Genomic DNA, 16,240 nt, shown 5'->3' on the forward strand with positions numbered 1-16,240 from the left:
AGGTCTTATGCGCGACATACTCCCGGTGGTGGTCGATGGCCTGTGGCGCCAGGGCGCGAAAAATCTGGCCGTTCGTCTGGTGAGCGCCGATGGGCAACCGCTGCCGGCATGGACGCCCGGCGCCCATATCGACCTCCATCTCCCCTGCGGGCTTATCCGTCAGTATTCGCTGACCGGCAGCCCGGCCGGGCGGGATCACTATCTGCTCTGCGTCGCCCGCGAGGCGCAGTCGCGAGGCGGCTCCCGTTATATTCATGACACCCTGCGTCCGGGGCAGCCCTTGCTGATCTCTGCCCCGCGCAACCACTTTCCCCTGCGCGGGGGCGGCCACGTGGTGCTCCTCGCCGCCGGGATCGGTATTACGCCGCTGCTGGCGATGGCCCACGCCCGGGCGGCGTCCGGCGCCAGCTTTACGCTGCACTACTACGTCAGCCGCGCGCAGGAGGCCGCCTTCGCCACCGAGATCGTCAGCCAGCTCACCGGCGGAACTTGCCTGATCCGCTGCTCTGCCGACGGACAGAGTCCGCGCCTGCGGCTGGCGCAGGATCTGGGCGCGCCGGACGCCGACACCCGGGTCTATTTCTGCGGGCCGGCAGGGTTTATGAACCAGGTGCGCGACACCGCGCTGGCGGCCGGCTGGGCGGAGGCGCAACTGCACAGCGAAGCGTTCCAGCCGCCCGCCCCGACGGCGGCCTCGGCGGCGGACGGAACCTTCACCATCACCCTCGCCTCCACCGGGGAGCGCTGGCCGGTACCGGGGGACAAAACCATCGCCCGGGTGCTGCAGGAGCATGGCGTCGACGTGCCGCTCTCCTGCGAGATGGGGATCTGCGGCGCCTGCCTGACGCCGGTGCGGGAGGGAACAGTCGACCACCGGGATACCGTGCAGTCGGAGGCGGAAAAACAGGCAGCGGAGCAGCATATTGCGCTGTGCTGCTCCCGCAGCCTGTCGGCCAATTTAGTTATCGATCTCGCGGGATAAGCGACCGGTCTCCGGCTGTTCGGCGCGGGCAACCGGTTTCACCCGCACGGCGGTGAAGACCACGACCATCGCGGTCAACAGCAGCACACCACTGCCGGTGAAGACTCCGCTGGCGCCGTGCAGATCGAACACCGCCCCGCCGCCGGCGGCGCCGGCGCTGATGGCCAGCTGAATAGAGGCCACCAGCAGACCGCCCGCGCTTTCCGCCTCATCCGGCACGGTGGTGGCCAGCCAGGTGGACCAGGCCACCGGCACCAGACCGAAGGCAAACCCCCAGAGGGCGACCAGCAGCCCGTCGAGCACGCTCAGATGGCCAAACGTCACCATCAGCAGCGCCAGGACGCTCATCATCAGCGGCACCAGCGCCAGGGTCAGACGCAGGCTGCGGCTCAGCAGATAGCTCGCTACCGAGGTGCCGATAAAGTTAGCGATACCGAAGCCGAGCAAAATCAGTGAAACGCCTTCAACGCTGGCCTGCGCGACGGTCTCAAGGAACGGACGCAGGTAGGTGAAGAAGGCGAAATGGCCGCTGAAAATGAGGATCGATGCCAGCATGCCGCCCAGCATACCGGGACGGCGCAGCACCCTGAACAGCGTGGAGAAGGTGCCAACGCTTTCCGGGCGCATGGAGGGCAGCGCCCACAGCTGCCAGAGCAGCGCCAGCAGGCTGGGTATCGCGCAGAGAATAAACACGTTGCGCCAGCCGATCAGCTCCCCGAGGTAGCTGCCGAGCGGCGCGGCCACCACTGTGGCGACAGACACCGCGGAAAAGATGATCGCCAGCGCCTTCGGCACATGGGCCGCCGGCACCAGACGCATCGCCGTGGCGGTGGACATCGCCCAGAAACCGCCGATGGCGATCCCCAGCAGCAGACGACCGAGCAGGAGAAACGCCAGCGAACCGGCAAAAGCGACCATCAGGCTGGAGACAATCTGCAGCACGGAAAAAAACATCAGCACCCAGCGGCGGTCGATATTGCGGGTGGCGGTGGCGATCAGCAGGCCGGTGACTAACGCCACCAGCGCCGTGGCGGTCACCGCCTGCCCGGCCATCCCTTCGCTGACGCCGAGGCTGCTGGCCATCGGCGTTAACAGGCTGGCGGGCAGAAACTCGGCCACGATCAGGCCGAACACCCCGAGGGCCAGGGCATAGACGGCACGCCAGGCAGGCCTGACGGGTGTCAGGCTTGCGTCAGCAGCTATGCAGGAAGTCATATACATCTCTCCAGGTTTATTAACATCCTGGTCATCTTAGGGGCTTACCCGTGGACGATATATGATGCATACTCTTCAGTTATTGATTATTCGTCCGGAATTACCATGAGCCAGCCTACAATCGACCTGACCAGTGAACTGCTGCGCGGTATGCGCCTCTCCGGCGTGAATTACCGGCGCATCGAAACCTCCCGCCCGTTTGGCGTCGGCTTTAGCGCCGTGGCGGGCAAAGCCCAGTTCCATTTCATCAGCCGCGGACCGGTGCTGCTGCGCATGGCCAGCGGAGAACAGTTCACCCTGGAGAGCGGCGACGCGCTGTTTATTCCTAACGGCGACGGACACGCCCTGCTCTCCGATCCGCAGGCCGCGGTGGTGAATGTGGCGCAGCTGAACAGCGAAACGGTGTGCAGCACGGTAAGTTGCATCAACGCTGGCGGCCAGCCTGACTGCCCGGAGCGCGCCGTGATTTTCAGCGGTTGCATGGACTTTGAGCTCGGCGGCATGCAGCCGCTGGTGAAGGCCATGCCCGAGGTGATGCGGGTGAGTTGCCTGCTCCACACCTGGCCGGAGATCCAGCCGCTGCTGGCCGCAATGGAGCGGGAATCGCTCACCCGCCAGGCGGGCTATGCCGGGATCCTCGCCCGGCTGGCGGACGTGGTGGCTGCGCTGATTGTCCGCGGCTGGGTGGCATGCGGGTGCGGTAACGCCACCGGCTGGGTGCAGGTCCTGCGCGATCCCCGGCTGGCGAAAGCGATCTACGCCATGCATCAGCGTCCGGGCGTGAACTGGAAAGTGGAAGATCTGGCGCGGGAGGCGGGGCTGTCGCGCTCTCTCTTCGCCGAGCGTTTTCTTGCCGCCACCGGCACCACCCCCGCCCGCTATCTGACCGAGCTGCGTATGCGGCTGGCGGTGCAGTACATCACCCACGAAGGCCAGGCGCTGGAAAAGGTGGCCTTCCGCCTCGGGTATCAGTCGCTGGCGGCCTTCAGCCGGGCTTTCAAACGCATCACCGGCCAGCCGCCGGGGGCCCTGCGCGCCACGGCACGCTAGAGTCAGCCTTTATATAAAGCGATACACGCCGTTGCCAACGCGAAAGCGTTGCCCCTTAAGCGCCGGGTTGGCGACGCGAAACACCAGTTCGGTCAGCTGGTTGGCGGCTCCTTCGCGGAAAGTAAACCACTGGCCGCCCACGTCCAGCCCCTGCTCCCCCTGTGGCGGGAAGCCCAGCAGCACCTGCCAGCGATCGCGCACCGCCTGCGGATTGTCCACCTCGAACACCGCCTGCTCGAGCACAATGTCGCCCAGCGGGTGAGGCACGTCCAGCCCCTGGGCGCGCAGCCGCGCCAGCCGGGTCTCGTCGTCTTCTCCCCACTGCAGCACAAAAGGATAGACCAGCCCGTCGGTGTCGCCATCGATGGTGAAGATCCGCCAGCGGATGACATTGCCCTGCGGATCGTGGCGCTGGCCATCGACGATCGGTGACACCGCCAGCCCCTTGCGCCGCAAGTGGTCATGGGTGGCGTCGATGTCGTCGCTGCGCAGCGCGACGCGAAACAGCGCTTCGTTCTCCGGCAGCAACCGCGCGGCATCCCGTGAGAGCAAAAACCTGTCCGTCGCGGCGCGCAGTTCGTCCGGGTCGGAAATGGCGAGGAATTCGATATAGGTCAGGCCAAAATAGCTCAGCGCATTGCGGGTTCCCCACCCCGGATGGCGCCCGCCGGCCACCGCCCGCAGCTGCTGTCCGGCAAAGGTTTCAATCGCCGCTTCCGGCTGATTCACAAACTGTACTGCGTGGTCCCACTGCAAGGTTGCCATGATCTCTCCCGCGGTTGTGCCTGTTCAGGCGTCTGCGGCAAAAGATAGTGCCGGGGTGAAGGGAATGGCAAACAAGAATTAAGTATATCGAAAGCTGGATACGTGATTTATATCAACGCGGTATATGGAGTCTGACAGGCGATGAAACGGCGGACTAACGAATGGCCCGCCGGCGGGATCAGACCGACCCTTCTTTCTCAATCACCAGAATACGCGCCGCCCCCTGGGGATGAGCGACATGCTCGCATCCCACCTCGGCGTAGAAGATATCGCCGGCGTTCAGCACGATCACCTGCTCCTCGCCGTTGACTTTTACATGCATCGCCACCTGACCATCCATGACGGCAAACACCTCCTGACCGTCGTTGATGTGCCAGATATAGGGTTGGTCGGTCCAGTGCAGGCGCACGGTGGTGCCGGAAAAATTGGCGATATCCAGCGCGCCCCACGCGCGGTCGGCGGTGAAATCTTTACTGCTCCAGCTCTGCATAATGATGTCCTGTGGTAAGGGTTATTTTTTCTGCCAGTTTGCCCATGGATCCGCTTTCTCTGCCGGCGCATCGTCGTCGAGCGAAGCCAGATACATCGCCTCCACCTCTTTACGCGCCCACGGCGTCCGGCGGAGAAATTTCAGGCTGGACTTGATGCTGGGATCGCTTTTAAAGCAGTTAATGTTGACCTGGCGGGCCATTTCCGCCCAGCCGTAGCGCGCGACCAGGGCATTGAGCAGCGCTTCCAGCGTCACGCCGTGCAGGGGATCTTTTGAACTGTGCATGAGGATACATCCGTTCCGCATTAAAAAAGTGAGCCCACCTTACTGACTCTCGATGACGGGCGCAACGGCTTCAGTTCGCCCTTACGCCTTTATCTATTTAACGCAAAAGCACTGAACCCCGCGCGAACATAAATTAGAAAATAACGTTATTGGTTGATTATCTGGCCCTGAGGCAAGCTGTGCTCAGCCCCGAACAGAGGAAATCACCATGCGCTGCTGTTGTGCCCGAACCCTGAACCTGAATCGACCCATAACATATTATCCCGTTTTCGGAGAACACCATGAACGCGACAACCCTGCCGATTCTCGATCTGGCCCGCTACGCGGACCCCGCGGATAAAGCGGCCTTCCTGGCCGACCTGCGCCACGCCGCCCGCGACATCGGCTTCTTTTATCTGATCAACCACGGTGTCGACGACGCGCTTCAATATGAAGTTCAGCGCCAGTCCCAACGCTTTTTTGCCCTCGATGAGGCGCAAAAACAGCAGGTGGCGATGATCCACTCCCCCCATTTTCGCGGCTATAACCGCGCGGCCTCTGAGCTGACGCGCGGCCAGCCTGACTGGCGAGAGCAGTTTGATATCGGCGCCGAACGTCCGGCGCTGACCCTCAGCGATGACGCCCCGCGCTGGCAGCGCCTGCAGGGTCCGAATCTGTGGCCTGCCGCCCTGCCGTCGCTTAAACCGGTATTACTTCACTGGCAACAGCAGATGACCCAGGTGGGGATCCGCCTGCTGCGCGCCTTTGCCGAAGCGCTGCAGCTCCCGGAGAATGCCTTTGACCAACTCTATGGCGACAAACCCAACGAGCATATCAAACTGATCCGCTATCCCGGCCAGAAGGAGGCGCAAAGCAGCCAGGGCGTCGGCGCCCATAAAGATTCCGGTTTTCTCAGCTTCCTGCTGCAGGACGAACAGAAAGGGCTGCAGGTTGAGGTGGCGCCCGGGCAGTGGATCGACGCTGTGCCGCTGGCCGGCAGCTTTGTGGTCAATATTGGCGAACTGCTGGAGCTGGCCACCAACGGCTATCTGCGCGCTACCGTTCACCGGGTGGTGTCGCCGCCGGCGCAACAGCAGCGCCTCTCCATCGCTTTCTTCCTTGGCGCCCAGCTTGACGCGGTGGTGCCGGTTTATACCCTGCCGCCCGAGCTGGCGCGTGAGGCGCGCGGTCCGGACAGCGACCCGCACAATCCGCTGCTGCGCGATGTCGGCTGGAATTATCTCAAGGGCCGTCTGCGTTCCCATCCGGACGTGGCGGAACGCTACTATCAGGACGTGTTTCGCGAACGCGCCGAGCAATTGATCGTTTAACCATAACTAAAAAGGAACACACCATGAAATATGCCGCTTTTAAACTGGCAGGGGTCGCACTGTCTCTTTCTCTGGCATGGACGTCTGCCCAGGCCGCCGCGCTGCGCGTCGCCGCGGACCCGGTTCCCCACGCGGAGATCCTCAACTACATCAAAAAAATCGATCCCAGCCTCGATCTGAAGGTGGTGGAGCTGACCAGCGGGGTCAACGCCAATGAACTGCTGGCCAGTGGCGACGTGGATGCCAACTACTTCCAGCATGTTCCCTACCTGAAGGATCAGGAAAAAGCGCTGGGTAAAACCTTTGCCGTCGCGGCCACCGTGCACATTGAGCCGCTGGGGATCTACTCGCACAAACATAAAAATTTCTCGTCGCTGCCGGACAACGCCACGGTGGCGGTGCCGAATAACACCACCAACCTGAGCCGTGCGCTGTTCCTGCTGCAGGCGCAGAAGCTTATCAAGCTGGACCCTAAATTTACCGACCCGGCCACCACTCTGGCGACGCCGAAGGATATTGTCGAGAACCCGAAACACCTGAAGATCCTGGAGATTGAATCGCCGCAGATCCCGCGCTCCCTCGACGATGTCGACCTGGCGGTGATTAACGGTAACTACGCCCTCGAAGCCGGGCTGGTGCCGGCGAAAGACGCTCTGGGGCTGGAAAGCGCCGAGCATAACCCCTACGCCAATATCCTGGTGACCACCCCAGCCCTGGCCAATGACCCGCGCATTAAGGCGCTGGCGAAAGACCTGACGTCGCCGCAGGTGGCGGAGTTTATCCGTAAAAACTACAACGGCTCGGTGATCCCGGTGGCCCCTCAGTCATGATAACCATCGAAGGGCTGAGCAAAACCTACGCCGGAACCGGCCGACCGGCGCTGAACGATATCGCGTTACAGATCCCGAAAGGGGCGATATACGGCATTCTCGGGCGCAGCGGCGCCGGCAAAAGTACGCTCATCCGCTGTCTCAATTTGCTGGAGCGGCCCACCTCGGGCCGCATTCTGGTGAACGGACAGGATATTACACAGCTGAACAAGGCGGCGCTGCGGGATTATCGCCTGCGTACCGGGATGATTTTCCAGCACTTCAATCTGCTGCATGCCCGCACCGTCGCCGACAACATCGCGGTGCCGCTGGAGATAGCCGGGGTGCCGCGGGCCGCTCGCGAAGCGCGGGTGCGCGAACTGCTGGAGCTGGTGGATCTCAGCGACAAGGCCGCCGCCTTCCCGTCTCAGCTTTCCGGCGGGCAAAAACAGCGCGTCGGCATCGCCCGGGCGCTGGCCGCCCGACCGGAGGTGCTGCTGTGCGATGAGGCGACCAGCGCGCTGGATCCCGAGACCACCGCCTCGGTGCTGGCTCTGCTGGCGGATATTAACCAGCGGCTCAATCTGACCATTGTGCTGATAACGCACCAGCTGGAGGTGGTGAAAACCATTTGTGACCACGCGGCGCTGCTGGAACAGGGCGAAATTGTCGAAAGCGGCAAACTCGCCGACCTGCTGGTGACCCCGTGGTCGCGGCTGCGTCAGTCGCTGCTGCACGACCCGCAGGCTGAACAGGATTTTCTTACCCGTCACGGCGTTCAGGGGAGGCCATTATGCGGAGTAGCATGAGCTGGGAAGATTTGTGGCCGTTATTACTCGACGGCACGCTGGATACGCTCTATATGGTGGGCCTGGCGGCCCTGTTTACCGTGCTGATCGGGCTGCCCACCGGTGTGTTGTTATTTATTTCCCGCGCCAACGGCCTCGCGCCGATGCCGAAACTGAACGCGCTGCTGGGGGCGGCGATCAACATCGGCAGATCGTTACCGTTTATCGTGCTGCTGATCGCGCTGATCCCTTTTACCCGCCTGATCGTCGGCACCACGCTGGGCAGCACCGCCGCTATCGTGCCGGTGACCATCGGCGCCTTTCCGTTCTTTGCCCGTCTGACGGAAAACGCGCTCGACGAGGTGGATTACGGGAGAATCGAAGCCATTCTGTCGATGGGCGGCAACGTCTGGCACGTGATTTTTAAATCTCTGCTGCCGGAAGCCCTGCCGACGCTGCTGGCCGGGATTACGCTGACCATCGTGATGCTGATTGGCTTTTCGTCGATGGCCGGGGTGATCGGCGGCGGCGGACTCGGCGACCTCGCCATCCGCTACGGCTATCAGCGGTTCAATAATGAGGTGATGTTTGGCACGGTGCTGATCCTGGTGGCGATGGTTCAGGGCGTACAAATGGCCGGCGATCGGCTGGTGCGCTGCCTGGCACACCGCCGCTAACCGTCAGATATTAATTCCAGCCGCACTCAGCCGCCAGCTGGCGGACCAGACTGGCGGCGTCACACTCGCGGATCAACCCCACACCCTGCCCGGCCCAGTGCGCGCCATACTCATGGACGCCCTGGGCTTTCGCGGCGGCGGCCAGCGCTTTGCCGATATCATATGCCAGCGGATAATCCGGCACAGCGCTCGCCGGACAGGCTTCCCCCACTGCGCAGAAGGTATTCGCCAGACAACGTGCCGGACGCCCGGATATCGCTGAGGTCAGTACCGTACGCCCGTCAATGCTGTTAGCGATCGCCGCGCGGTAGCCGGCGTCGGCGGCCGATTCCGGACAGAGTAAAAACGCCGTGCCGAGCTGAGCGCCCTGCGCCCCCACCTGCATCACGCTGGCGATCCCCGCGCCGTCCATGATGCCCCCGGCGGCGACCACCGGGATGGTCAGCCGACGCCGCAGATGTTGCACCAGAGTAAAGGTGCTCATCTGCGCATCTGGCTCCTGCGGGTCGAAGATCCCCCGGTGCCCGCCCGCCTCAAAGCCCTGAGCGACCACCACGTCAATCCCCTGCTGCTCAATGACCTGCGCCTCCTTAAGCGACGTCGCCGTGGCCAGAGTGACGATCCCCTGCTGTCGCAGGCGCTGGATCGCCTCGCGCTCAGGAAGGCCGAAATGGAAGCTCACCACCGCGGGTGAGAGATCGAGAAGCAGCTCCAGCATGGCGGTGTGGCCGATAAACGTCTGGTATATCTCCCTAAGCGACGCCGGAGGGATACTGCCAAAGCGGGTAAAATGGGGGCGCAGCGTCTCAGCCCAGTCCGCCTCCCGTCGGGCGTCGCGCCGGGGCGGCGCATGGCAAAACAGATTGACATTGAACGGCCGGTCCGTCAGCTGGCGGGTGGCGACGATCATCGCTTCCGCCTGGGCAACGGTTGAAGCGCCCAGCCCCAGCGAACCCAGCGCCCCGGCATGACTCACCGCGGCAGCCAGCGCGGGGGTGGAGACGCCCGCCATCGGGGCCTGGATCAGGGGTAGTCAATATCAAGAAGCGAAAGCAGTGAATTTTGCATGGGTTCCTCGTTCATGAGCGATGCCGGAGGCTTACCATCTCTTTTAAAGATGATAAGATCAACATCATTATCATATTGAGAATAAAAATATGAACCACAGCACACTGCAGATTTTTCTCCAGGTGGCCGACACGCAAAGCGTCACTCTGGCAGCAAAACGGCTTGGCCGCGCCCAGTCCAATATCACCACCCGTATTCAGCAACTGGAGGAGGAGCTTGCGGTGGAACTCTTCGTCCGCGGCAACAAAAAAATGGTGCTGTCGCCGGCAGGCGTTCAGTTTCTCAGCTATGCCCGGCGGATCCTGATCCTGGCGGAAGAGGCAAAGCAGAGCCTGCATCCAACCACGCCCGGCGGCAGCCTGCGGCTGGGCGCGATGGAGGCGACCGCCGCCAGCCGTCTGCCGCCGCTGCTCACCCGCTTCCAACAGCGGTGCCCGCAGGTGGATGTCACGCTCAGCACCCGGCCGACCCGCCAGTTAACCGAGGGGGTATTAACCGCCGCCCTTGATGCCGCGCTGGTCTGCCTGCCGCCAGGGACGGATGGTCAACCGGCATGCCCGCCAGGCCTGGGATCTGTCCCGGTGTTTCAGGAAACCCTGATGCTGGTCCGTCCGCAGAGCGCTGGCCCGCTGCGGTTCGCGGCATTTGCCAGCGGCTGCAGCTATCGGACGCTGGGAGAGCGCTGGCTGGCGGAACAACAGGCGGCCGTGGAGGTGCATGAGGTGAGCTCCTATCACAGCATGCTGGCCTGCGTGGCCTCCGGGCGCTACGCCTGCCTGTTGCCGCAGAGCGTGCTGGCGCTGATGACGCTTCCCGAAAACAGCTTAAGCGAACCGCTGTGCGAGGCGACCACCCAGCTTATCTGGCGCCAGGGGTTCAGCACCTCCGCCCTCAGCGAGTGGCGCATCCTGTTGCAAAGCGCCGCGAACGGCTAAGCTAAAAGAGGAAACCGCGACGCACTCGCCGGAGGCGAACCTGAGCTCTTACCGACAAACGCAGAGGCGTTTTGCCGCTACAGTATCCACCCGAGCGACAAAATCGTATTCGCCAGGTCGCGGCCATGATGCCGCTTTTTTGCCGGGTGGCGGCTGCGCCTGACCCGGCCTACATGGCGGGGCTTAGCCGGCTATAGGGTTCCTCCGCTCCGTAGGCCCGCGCAAGCGCAGCGCCGCCGGGCACCAGGTCGCGGCCATGATGTCGCTTTTTGCCGGGTGGCGGCTGCGCCTGACCCGGTCTACATGGCGGCGCTTAGCCGGCTATAGGGATCCTCCGCTTCGTAGGCCCGCGCAAGCGCAGCGCCGCCGGGCGACGGGTCGCGGCCATGATGCCGCTTTTTTGCCGGGTGGCGGCTGCGCCTGACCCGGCCTACTGGCGGCGCTTAGCCGGCTAAAGGGATCCTCCGCTCCGTAGGCCCGCGCAAGCGCAGCGCCGCCGGGCGACGGGTCGCGGCCATGATGCCGCTTTTTTGCCGGGTGGCGGCTGCGCCTGACCCGGCCTACGCCTTTTGGGAGTCATTATGTCGTTCTGCCACATGCGCATCGCCAGACCGGTCAGCGAACTGGAGAGCACCGCCAGCATGTATTGCGCCGGGCTGGGGCTGCAGCAACTTGGAAGCTTTACCGATCATGAAGGATTCAGCGGGATGATGATCGGTTCGCCGGATGCCAGCTGGCATCTGGAATTCACCCACTGCCGCCACCATCCCGTTACCCCCTCGCCAGGAGATGAAGATCTGCTGGTGCTGTACTATCCGCAGCCTGAGGCCTGGAAGGCACAATGCAGCGCCATGGACGCCGCCGGGTTTCTGCGCGTCACGGCATTCAACCCCTACTGGGAGGTCAACGGCGTCACTTTCGTCGACCGCGACGGCTATCGCACCGTGCTGCAAAACCGCGCCTGGGGGGAAGTGCGAAACGTTTCACATCACGAGGAGCCTCAATAACCTCCCTGAGGTGACCCGCACCGCGCCCGGCGGGGGCGTTAAGCCTGTTCCGCCCGCAGCCACGGCGTCACGGTAAGCCCGGCCAGCAGACCTTCCGGACTGAGCAGACGGGTGACGGTCTGCCCCCACGGCTCGTCGCGCGCGGCAACAAGGAGGTGGTACCCCTGCTGCTGCAGCTGCGCCGTCGCCGCGGCAAGGTCGCGGACCTCAAATTCAATCCACGCCTGCGGCACCGGCTCCGTCTCCGGCCACTGCTCCTGACCAAAACAGGACTGCGCCGCCTGCGCCAGCGGCCACAGCGCAAAATGCTTCACCCCGCCAATGGCATCCTGCTCGCTGAGCAGATACGCCTCGTTACCCGGCATCGGCTTCAGCGGCAATCCCAATGCCTGACAATAGAAATCACGGCTTTGCGAGGTGCTTTGGGTAATAGGGCCGAAGCCCGCAATGAACATAACGTCAATATCGGCGAATTCCTGGGACATATACTCTCCTCAAGGCGGCGGCAAGATACCGTCATCATGCCCCGAAGCCGGCGTCCGCGGCAACACCGTTAATGACGGCGGCGAGGCCATCGATCACGGATAAAACGCCCTCGCCACTCGCCAGCCTCTTCGCGGCGCGTTATGCTAAACATCCCTATGTATTAACCCTTTATCCCTATGAGCACTTCCGTCAGCACCACGCAACTTAATCTGCGCATCATTTCGATCGTTGTTTTTACCTGTATCTGTTATCTCTCTATTGGTCTGCCGCTGGCCGTTCTGCCGGGTTATATTCACTATCAGCTGGGCTACAGCACCTTTGTCGCCGGGATCGTGATCAGCCTGCAGTACATCTCGACGCTGATAAGCCGGCCGCACGCCGGGCGCTACACCGATATCTGGGGCCCGAAAAAAGTGGTTAGCCTCGGGATCGTCTGCTGTCTGCTCAGCGGCGCCTTCACGCTGCTGGCGGTAATGTTGCAGGCGATGCCGATGCTGGCGATTGCCGCGCTGTTGGCGGGCCGGGTGTTTCTTGGCGTCGGCGAAAGCTTTACCGCCACCGGCGCCACGCTCTGGGGGATCAAAACCGTCGGCGCGATCCATACGTCGCGGGTGATCTCCTGGAACGGCGTGGCAACCTATGTGGCGATGGCGGTCGGCGCGCCGTTGGGGGTCACCCTTAACCAGTATTTCGGCATCAGCGGCTTTGCCACGGTGGTGGTGCTGGTCGCCGCCATCGGACTGCTGTTCGCCCGCACGCGGCAGGACGTCAGCGTGACCGCCGGCGTCAGAGCGCCCTTTCACGCGGTGGTGCGCAAAATCTGGCCTTATGGGCTGGGGCTGGCCTTTGGCACCGTCGGTTTCGGCGTTATTGCCACCTTTATCACCCTCTACTTTGCCGTGCACAGCTGGCAGGGCGCCGCGTTTACCCTCTCGCTGTTCAGCGTCGGCTTTATCTGTGTTCGCCTGGTGCTGGGGAACACCATCACTCGCTATGGCGGGGTCCCGGTATCCCTGGCCTGCTTCGTCATCGAATGTCTCGGCCTGCTGCTTATCTGGCTGGCGCCGTCGGCCTGGGTGGCGGGGATCGGCGCCTTTCTCACCGGCTCGGGTTTTTCGCTGGTCTTCCCGGCGTTGGGGGTTGAGGCGGTAAAACAGGTGGAAGAGCAAAACCAGGGGACCGCCCTTGGCACCTACTCGGCGTTCCTTGATCTCGCGCTGGGGCTGACCGGGCCGCTGGCCGGCTGGGTCGCCGGTTACTACGATCTCGCCACCCTGTATCTGCTGGCGGCAATCGTCGTAGTGTTCGCTTTCATGCTGATTTTACGCGTATATCTGCAACAGCGGGCCGCGGTCAGGACGTAGCCAGGCCCGGCTCGCGGAACGCCGCGGGCCGCCGACACCGGCAAAAAACGAATCGGCAATTGACGACGATTCGGCTTCCGTGCCAACATCCCCTTCAGCGTCTGGCGACAGATGCAAGGACGGTGGCGGAAAACAACAGAGATCGCGCAACGATCCGGCCCGCCGCCGTAGTCCAATCCGAATCACTGACCCACACGGTGAATTCCTGATTCTGGCGGGAAACACAGACATGCACCAAAGTTTTAATCAGCGCGTTCATTTCTATTACTGCGTCCTGGTCGCGCTGAAGATGCACGGAAAGTCGAAAAAGTCGGGCGGTATCAGAGGAAAGAACAACTTTCTGCTGAAATGGCTGCGCCGGGCGCAGGATAACAACATTTTCCCTCCCGATATCACCAGTGAAATCGAATGGCTGCGCGGGAAGATTATTCAGGCCGGCTACGATACCGATCTCGAGCCGATGCTGGATTTTGTTTACGCCACCGCCAGCCGCGCCGAAGCGCTCAAGAACGCCGAATAAGCCACTGCGCCCGCTGCGGGCGCAGATGCTGCCCAATCCGCTTACTCCCTGACAATGTGTCCATCACGCACGGGATAGCCTGCTGAGGTTATTTTATCGGTGACACTGTCACGCAAGGCAGATGCTGCAGTGGATCATTTCCCCCTGACAGGCGGCCCCGGGCGTTCTATGCTTTGCCCTGTCTCCCTTACACAGGACAACGCCCGATGGCCGACTGGAACCCTTCGCTGTATCTGCAGTTTGACGCTGAGCGCACCCGCCCGGCGGCTGACCTGCTTTCCCGTATCGCTCACCTGCAGGTCGAGAGCGTCGTTGACCTTGGCTGCGGGCCGGGCAACAGTACCCGCCTGCTGCGTGCCGCCTGGCCGCTGGCGGCGATCGTCGGTATCGATAACTCCCCGGCCATGCTGGACCAGGCGACGCAGGCCTTACCTGACTGTGAGTTTATCGAGGCCGATATCGCCAGCTGGCGGCCTGCGCAACCGCCGGACGTGATCTATGCCAACGCCTCGCTGCAGTGGCTGGCGGATCATGAGACGCTGTTTCCGCATCTGGTTAACCAGCTGGCGGAGAACGGTACGCTGGCGGTGCAGATGCCGGATAACTGGCAGGAGCCCTCCCATACTCTGATGCGTCAGGTCGCCAGCGAGCTGGGATTACCGGACCGTGGTCGCCAGCCCTTGCTTCCGCCGGACGCCTGGTACGATCTGCTCACCCGTCAGGGCTGTGAAGTTGATATCTGGCGCACCACCTATTTTCATCCGCTCGCTTCCCATCAGGCGATCGTCGACTGGCTGCAGGGCACCGGACTGCGACCTTATCTGACGGGCCTCGATGAACCGGCCAGGAGCGCCTTTCTGACCCGCTATTTGGCATTGCTGGCCGACCACTATCCGTTACAGTGTAACGGAATGGTGCTTCTGCGCTTCCCGCGTCTGTTTATCGTGGCGCGAAAAAGAGCCGCCTGACGGTTGGCCTGAGTAAGTCGTAAAACATAACCAACACAAAAATAAGAGCGGGCCAGCTGACCATCCTGATTTTCAGGATTAACTATCCTGAAGATTGCGATATTCAACACATTCCTCAGCGTGCGACAGTGACGACCACTTCAACCTGTAACGGGAGTCACTATGCATACCCCCTCTGTCGATCGCCACACGCTGGCCGCCATTGCGCCAAAACTGGCCGAACTGACCGAAACGGTGCTGTTTGGCGATATCTGGGCGCGCAGCGAGCTGTCGCTCCGCGAACGCAGCTTAATCACCCTCTCCGCCCTGACGGCGCTGGGCAAAACGGAACAACTGCCCTGGCATATCGCCTACGGCTATCAAAATGGCCTGAGCCAGGAGGAGATGGTCGAATTGTTTACCCACCTGGCGTTTTACGCCGGCTGGCCGGCGGCGGCCAGCGCCCTGACCTGCCTGAACGCGCAGGAGGCGCCATGCCTCTGACGCGTATTTCGCTTGGCGCGGCCTGGCGTCCCGCGGAGTTTGCTCAACTGTCGGCGCTATTCCATGAATGCCTGGTGGCGGAGTTTGACGTGCCGCCCGCGGACAAATTTCAGTTTATCGAGCAGACCGCCGACGGACAGCGCATTTACGACCCGCATTATCTCAGCGGCGGGCGCAGCGCCCGCTTCGTGCTGTTTCATATTTTCGCCGGGAAGCCGCGCCGCCGGGCGCAGAAACAGGGGCTCTACCGTCGGCTGTGCGCGCGGTTAGCCGATGAGATGGCGGTCAGCCCGCAGGACGTGATGGTGGTGATCCAGTTTAACCAGCTGGAGGACTGGAGTTTCAGCGCCGGCATAATGGCGGGTGAATAAGACAGGCGGCGCCTGCAGGGCGCCGCGATTCAGGCTATTTTGTTGCTACCAGGCGAGATGATGCACCAGTGACAGATCCCAGGCCGTCGCCAAGAGCGAAAGAAACATTATCAGATTGACCACTGTTTCGAGACGTTTTTCCATCGTTGCTTCTCCTGAGCCTGTTTCCCCTGTTATAGCGGGAAAAGCTTAACAACATCTTATCGCTTCAGGAGTCGAGGGTGATCCTGTAGCGCACATAATCGTCAGCCGGGGTGAATTCATCATACAGGTGGCGGGCGGGATTATCACGGCGAGTATGCCAGTACAGACGTGACCAGCCTTTCTCAGCCCCTTCGGTTTGCAGCGACTTAATCAGCGTTCTGGCAATGCCTTGTCCGCGGAAGGCAGGATCGACGAACAGATCCTCCAGATAGCAGATCGGCGTGGTGACCCAGGTGCCTTCGTGCAGAATGCAGATAGCGAACCCCACCACGGTATCATCCACCACCGCGACTCTGCCCAGCACCGGTGAGTTCACCTCCAGCATCCGCTGCCAGGTGCATTCGGTCACCTCTTCCGGTTGCGGGCTGCCGTAGAAGCGGGTATAGCCTTCCCAGAGCTGAAGCCATTCGGCTTTGTCATGCGGCCGAACTTCCCGGATATCGATGACCATGCGAGTTTCCTT

At 62.3% G+C, this 16,240-nt stretch carries 19 protein-coding genes and 1 pseudogene; 13 read left to right on the plus strand and 7 right to left on the minus strand.

All coding sequences use genetic code 11. The features are described 5' to 3' along the window. Window positions 1-7: 7 nt before the first annotated feature. Window positions 8-982 (plus strand): molybdenum cofactor-independent xanthine hydroxylase subunit HpxE, encoded by a 975-nt coding sequence (hpxE, locus tag LGM20_RS12995; RefSeq protein WP_044522990.1) that lies wholly within the window; start codon window positions 8-10, stop codon window positions 980-982. Here hpxE and LGM20_RS13000 read toward each other — a convergent pair. Further along, entirely contained in the window at window positions 959-2,197 is a 1,239-nt protein-coding gene (locus LGM20_RS13000; RefSeq protein WP_044523182.1) for an MFS transporter, read from the minus strand. The genes hpxE and LGM20_RS13000 overlap by 24 nt on opposite strands. A 105-nt stretch (window positions 2,198-2,302) precedes the next feature. On the opposite strand from LGM20_RS13000, the gene LGM20_RS13005 reads away from it, so the two are divergent. Further along, window positions 2,303-3,247, plus strand: coding sequence for an AraC family transcriptional regulator (locus tag LGM20_RS13005; protein WP_044522989.1), 945 nt, complete (start codon window positions 2,303-2,305; stop codon window positions 3,245-3,247). A 9-nt stretch (window positions 3,248-3,256) separates the two neighbouring features. Here the strand turns inward: LGM20_RS13005 and LGM20_RS13010 are convergent, their stop codons facing one another. The 3 genes from LGM20_RS13010 to LGM20_RS13020 all read right to left on the minus strand — a co-directional run bounded on the left by LGM20_RS13010 (window position 3,257) and on the right by LGM20_RS13020 (window position 4,787). Continuing rightward, a complete protein-coding gene (locus LGM20_RS13010; RefSeq protein WP_044522987.1) occupies window positions 3,257-4,012 on the minus strand; it encodes a VOC family protein in 756 nt (251 codons plus the stop codon). Between the two features lie 178 nt (window positions 4,013-4,190). Continuing rightward, window positions 4,191-4,502, minus strand: a complete 312-nt coding sequence (locus LGM20_RS13015) for a cupin domain-containing protein (protein WP_023289656.1) — start codon at window positions 4,500-4,502, stop codon at window positions 4,191-4,193. Window positions 4,503-4,523: 21 nt separating this feature from the next. Continuing rightward, window positions 4,524-4,787 (minus strand): VF530 family protein, encoded by a 264-nt coding sequence (locus LGM20_RS13020; RefSeq protein ID WP_004205937.1) that lies wholly within the window; start codon window positions 4,785-4,787, stop codon window positions 4,524-4,526. A 281-nt stretch (window positions 4,788-5,068) separates the two neighbouring features. On the opposite strand from LGM20_RS13020, the gene LGM20_RS13025 reads away from it, so the two are divergent. From LGM20_RS13025 to LGM20_RS13040, 4 genes are read left to right on the plus strand one after another with little or no spacing between them, the layout of a single operon-like run. After that, entirely contained in the window at window positions 5,069-6,097 is a 1,029-nt protein-coding gene (locus LGM20_RS13025; protein ID WP_044522983.1) for an isopenicillin N synthase family dioxygenase, read from the plus strand. A gap of 23 nt (window positions 6,098-6,120) precedes the next feature. Further along, window positions 6,121-6,927 (plus strand): MetQ/NlpA family ABC transporter substrate-binding protein, encoded by an 807-nt coding sequence (locus tag LGM20_RS13030; RefSeq protein ID WP_032452814.1) that lies wholly within the window; start codon window positions 6,121-6,123, stop codon window positions 6,925-6,927. After that, the gene (locus tag LGM20_RS13035) at window positions 6,924-7,715 is read left to right on the plus strand and encodes a methionine ABC transporter ATP-binding protein (RefSeq protein WP_023289653.1); all 792 of its coding nucleotides are present in this window, start codon (window positions 6,924-6,926) and stop codon (window positions 7,713-7,715) included. Before LGM20_RS13030 ends, LGM20_RS13035 begins: the two co-directional genes overlap by 4 nt. Further along, window positions 7,712-8,371, plus strand: coding sequence for a methionine ABC transporter permease (locus tag LGM20_RS13040; RefSeq protein WP_074186640.1), 660 nt, complete (start codon window positions 7,712-7,714; stop codon window positions 8,369-8,371). Before LGM20_RS13035 ends, LGM20_RS13040 begins: the two co-directional genes overlap by 4 nt. Before the next feature lie 10 nt (window positions 8,372-8,381). Here the strand turns inward: LGM20_RS13040 and LGM20_RS13045 are convergent. After that, a pseudogene (locus LGM20_RS13045) lies at window positions 8,382-9,439 on the minus strand (NAD(P)H-dependent flavin oxidoreductase). 89 nt (window positions 9,440-9,528) lie between these two features. On the opposite strand from LGM20_RS13045, the gene LGM20_RS13050 reads away from it, so the two are divergent. Together LGM20_RS13050 and LGM20_RS13055 are read left to right on the plus strand one after the other, a co-directional pair. Beyond that, window positions 9,529-10,374, plus strand: a complete 846-nt coding sequence (locus tag LGM20_RS13050) for a LysR substrate-binding domain-containing protein (RefSeq protein WP_044522978.1) — start codon at window positions 9,529-9,531, stop codon at window positions 10,372-10,374. Between the two features lie 581 nt (window positions 10,375-10,955). Continuing rightward, window positions 10,956-11,381: a VOC family protein gene (locus LGM20_RS13055; RefSeq protein WP_032452805.1), complete on the plus strand. Its 426-nt coding sequence runs from the start codon at window positions 10,956-10,958 to the stop codon at window positions 11,379-11,381. 38 nt (window positions 11,382-11,419) lie between these two features. Here the strand turns inward: LGM20_RS13055 and LGM20_RS13060 are convergent, their stop codons facing one another. Further along, window positions 11,420-11,866 carry a VOC family protein gene (locus LGM20_RS13060; RefSeq protein WP_044522975.1) on the minus strand — a complete coding sequence of 149 codons (447 nt, stop codon included), beginning with the start codon at window positions 11,864-11,866 and terminating at the stop codon, window positions 11,420-11,422. A 177-nt stretch (window positions 11,867-12,043) separates the two neighbouring features. Between LGM20_RS13060 and LGM20_RS13065 the strand changes: the two genes are divergently transcribed. From LGM20_RS13065 to LGM20_RS13085, 5 genes are all read left to right on the plus strand, one after another. Beyond that, window positions 12,044-13,231: an MFS transporter gene (locus LGM20_RS13065; protein WP_044522972.1), complete on the plus strand. Its 1,188-nt coding sequence runs from the start codon at window positions 12,044-12,046 to the stop codon at window positions 13,229-13,231. Window positions 13,232-13,460: 229 nt separating this feature from the next. Beyond that, window positions 13,461-13,751 (plus strand): hypothetical protein, encoded by a 291-nt coding sequence (locus tag LGM20_RS13070; protein WP_008804940.1) that lies wholly within the window; start codon window positions 13,461-13,463, stop codon window positions 13,749-13,751. Window positions 13,752-13,957: 206 nt separating this feature from the next. Next, window positions 13,958-14,719, plus strand: coding sequence for a trans-aconitate 2-methyltransferase (tam, locus tag LGM20_RS13075; RefSeq protein ID WP_044522962.1), 762 nt, complete (start codon window positions 13,958-13,960; stop codon window positions 14,717-14,719). Window positions 14,720-14,881: 162 nt separating this feature from the next. Continuing rightward, the gene (locus LGM20_RS13080; protein ID WP_044522959.1) at window positions 14,882-15,202 is read left to right on the plus strand and encodes a carboxymuconolactone decarboxylase family protein; all 321 of its coding nucleotides are present in this window, start codon (window positions 14,882-14,884) and stop codon (window positions 15,200-15,202) included. Further along, window positions 15,193-15,573 (plus strand): tautomerase family protein, encoded by a 381-nt coding sequence (locus tag LGM20_RS13085; RefSeq protein WP_023289643.1) that lies wholly within the window; start codon window positions 15,193-15,195, stop codon window positions 15,571-15,573. Before LGM20_RS13080 ends, LGM20_RS13085 begins: the two co-directional genes overlap by 10 nt. 208 nt (window positions 15,574-15,781) lie before the next feature. Here the strand turns inward: LGM20_RS13085 and LGM20_RS13090 are convergent, their stop codons facing one another. Then, window positions 15,782-16,228 (minus strand): GNAT family N-acetyltransferase, encoded by a 447-nt coding sequence (locus LGM20_RS13090; RefSeq protein WP_032452801.1) that lies wholly within the window; start codon window positions 16,226-16,228, stop codon window positions 15,782-15,784. Between the last annotated feature and the right edge of the window lie 12 nt (window positions 16,229-16,240).

Origin of the sequence: Klebsiella quasipneumoniae subsp. quasipneumoniae (assembly GCF_020525925.1) — a bacterium.
In the GTDB taxonomy this organism is placed as follows: Bacteria; Pseudomonadota; Gammaproteobacteria; order Enterobacterales; family Enterobacteriaceae; genus Klebsiella; species Klebsiella quasipneumoniae.

Bases quoted from the DNA above. Each gene is read 5' to 3' on its own strand.
- LGM20_RS13050 (WP_044522978.1), top strand. From the start codon at position 9,529: ATGAACCACAGCACACTGCAGATTTTTCTCCAGGTGGCCGACACGCAA.
- LGM20_RS13085 (WP_023289643.1), top strand. From the start codon at position 15,193: ATGCCTCTGACGCGTATTTCGCTTGGCGCGGCCTGGCGTCCCGCGGAG.
- LGM20_RS13035 (WP_023289653.1), top strand. From the start codon at position 6,924: ATGATAACCATCGAAGGGCTGAGCAAAACCTACGCCGGAACCGGCCGA.
- LGM20_RS13055 (WP_032452805.1), top strand. From the start codon at position 10,956: ATGTCGTTCTGCCACATGCGCATCGCCAGACCGGTCAGCGAACTGGAG.
- LGM20_RS13090 (WP_032452801.1), bottom strand. From the start codon at position 16,228: ATGGTCATCGATATCCGGGAAGTTCGGCCGCATGACAAAGCCGAATGG.
- LGM20_RS13005 (WP_044522989.1), top strand. From the start codon at position 2,303: ATGAGCCAGCCTACAATCGACCTGACCAGTGAACTGCTGCGCGGTATG.
- LGM20_RS13015 (WP_023289656.1), bottom strand. From the start codon at position 4,502: ATGCAGAGCTGGAGCAGTAAAGATTTCACCGCCGACCGCGCGTGGGGC.
- LGM20_RS13060 (WP_044522975.1), bottom strand. From the start codon at position 11,866: ATGTCCCAGGAATTCGCCGATATTGACGTTATGTTCATTGCGGGCTTC.
- LGM20_RS13010 (WP_044522987.1), bottom strand. From the start codon at position 4,012: ATGGCAACCTTGCAGTGGGACCACGCAGTACAGTTTGTGAATCAGCCG.
- hpxE (WP_044522990.1), top strand. From the start codon at position 8: ATGCGCGACATACTCCCGGTGGTGGTCGATGGCCTGTGGCGCCAGGGC.
- LGM20_RS13070 (WP_008804940.1), top strand. From the start codon at position 13,461: ATGCACCAAAGTTTTAATCAGCGCGTTCATTTCTATTACTGCGTCCTG.
- LGM20_RS13025 (WP_044522983.1), top strand. From the start codon at position 5,069: ATGAACGCGACAACCCTGCCGATTCTCGATCTGGCCCGCTACGCGGAC.
- tam (WP_044522962.1), top strand. From the start codon at position 13,958: ATGGCCGACTGGAACCCTTCGCTGTATCTGCAGTTTGACGCTGAGCGC.
- LGM20_RS13065 (WP_044522972.1), top strand. From the start codon at position 12,044: ATGAGCACTTCCGTCAGCACCACGCAACTTAATCTGCGCATCATTTCG.
- LGM20_RS13030 (WP_032452814.1), top strand. From the start codon at position 6,121: ATGAAATATGCCGCTTTTAAACTGGCAGGGGTCGCACTGTCTCTTTCT.
- LGM20_RS13020 (WP_004205937.1), bottom strand. From the start codon at position 4,787: ATGCACAGTTCAAAAGATCCCCTGCACGGCGTGACGCTGGAAGCGCTG.
- LGM20_RS13040 (WP_074186640.1), top strand. From the start codon at position 7,712: ATGAGCTGGGAAGATTTGTGGCCGTTATTACTCGACGGCACGCTGGAT.
- LGM20_RS13000 (WP_044523182.1), bottom strand. From the start codon at position 2,197: ATGACTTCCTGCATAGCTGCTGACGCAAGCCTGACACCCGTCAGGCCT.
- LGM20_RS13080 (WP_044522959.1), top strand. From the start codon at position 14,882: ATGCATACCCCCTCTGTCGATCGCCACACGCTGGCCGCCATTGCGCCA.